General features: G+C 62.2%; 2 protein-coding genes and 1 pseudogene. 2 read left to right on the top strand and 1 reads right to left on the bottom strand.

Annotated features, from left to right (window positions below):
• Positions 1 to 5: 5 nt before the first annotated feature.
• A complete protein-coding gene (locus tag NS2_RS35580) occupies positions 6 to 995 on the bottom strand; it encodes a NaeI family type II restriction endonuclease (protein ID WP_197707901.1) in 990 nt (329 codons plus the stop codon).
• Between the two features lie 79 nt (positions 996 to 1,074).
• Here NS2_RS35580 and NS2_RS35575 point away from each other — a divergent pair.
• Together NS2_RS35575 and NS2_RS35570 are read left to right on the top strand one after the other, a co-directional pair.
• Positions 1,075 to 1,329, top strand: a pseudogene (locus NS2_RS35575) (alpha/beta fold hydrolase); the annotation flags it as partial.
• A gap of 91 nt (positions 1,330 to 1,420) precedes the next feature.
• Positions 1,421 to 1,586 (top strand): transposase (locus tag NS2_RS35570; protein ID WP_147207448.1); only part of this gene is annotated, 166 nt, incomplete at its 3' end.

Raw genomic sequence — 1,586 nt, 5'->3', positions numbered from 1 at the left:
CGACACTAGATTGGCTCTGCCTTCTTCTGCGGATTGGGGAGCTGAGGGGCTGGCAGGTCTGCGGGTTCGCCGTCTCTGGCAACCGTCCACTCTTCCCCTTCGATGAGGGCATGGGGCCGGTTGCCGAGCTCCGGGTCGTACCGGGTCAGGCGATGCGCAACGAACTCGCCCTCCTTGGGAACTGGCCCGCCCAGTAATGCTGCCAACGCCTGATGCACCGGGTAGTCGCCGAGGATGACGATCCCTTCCTCCCGAAGCTTTGGCCGAGCGCGATTCTTGTCGCCCTCTCTGATACGTGCCATGTAGTCGCCCTGTTGGCCCAGGGTGCGGACGACTCCCCGGCCGATCCTTCGTCCGTGGACCGTTCTGAAGAGTTCGGTCACGCGCGACTGCCCGCTTCGCTGGCGGAGGATCTGGTCGCGAATGTTGTCGTCCAGGTGTAGGAGGATGTTCTCCGGGAGTTCGAAGTCCTTCCACAGCCACACGATTCGCTTGCGCTCCTCGGACTTGATGGTGGCCTTCTTGTCCCGGTTACCACCATTGTTCAGGATCTCCTGCACGATCCGGATCAGACCGGCGCTCCACGTGCTCTTCTGGTCATCGGCCCACACCACGAGGCATAGGTGTTCATCCGCCTCGGGCGGAATCATCCACGCGCCGAAGGTCTGTGAGAACTTGCAGTCGACATCGACTCCTGCGATGGAGTAGTCCATATCGACGCCGTCGTGAAATTTGAACTGGCGCTGGAGATTTATCTCGACGAGCGTGCCGGCATGTGTCTTCTCGGTCTTCATGAGGTCGTTCCAGTCGTACCGTCCGGTGACCTCGCCGTTGAGGAGCTGGTCGATCGTGCTTCTCAGGACGGCCGCGAACTTCTGCCCATCGGGGTCGAGGGCTCGGAGGGCTGCGTAGACCTCCTGCAGTTCGGGATCGCTCCCGCTTGGCTGGTTCTCTGGCGAGAACTCGATCCCGAGACTCAACTGATCCACGTCCACCCCAATCCCTCATGTTCACAAGCCGGTCAATTCAACTAAACCCAACCGACCGGTCAGCGGCAAGGAGCTACCGTTAGCTATGGCTGCTGAGCAGGGGGTGCCGTCGATCCAAGGCGTACGCCGGAGGTTCGTGGAAGCTCGTGGGGTTCGGTTTCATGTGACCGAGGCTGGGGAGGGGAGGCCGGTTCTGGCGCTGCATGGGTGGCCGCAGCATCACTATGTGTATCGGGATCTGTTGGCGGATCCGCCTGCGGGGCTTCGGGTTATTGCGCCGGATCTGCCGGGGTATGGGTGGTCGGGGGCGGCGCCGCATCGGTGGGCCAAAGAGGATGTGGGGCTGCTGTCGCGGTGTTATGCGCGGGCCTACTGAGGTTCCCCCTGGCGAGTGGACATCGATTTAGCAGGATGAGGGTCCTGCTGGAAGGATGTCCGTTATGCCTCCTCGCAAGCGTCGGTCGTTCACGGCCGAGTACAAGGTCGAGGCTGCTCATCGGGTGATCGATTCCGGGCGCACGATCGCCGAGGTCGCCCGCGAACTCGGGCTCAACGAGGGTTTGTTGAGCAATTGGGTGAAAGACGAACGCCGCCGCG

This window comes from Nocardia seriolae NBRC 15557 (assembly GCF_007990715.1).
GTDB classification, from domain to species: domain Bacteria; phylum Actinomycetota; class Actinomycetes; order Mycobacteriales; family Mycobacteriaceae; genus Nocardia; species Nocardia seriolae.
This window is presented reverse-complemented; position numbering and strand designations above follow the sequence as displayed.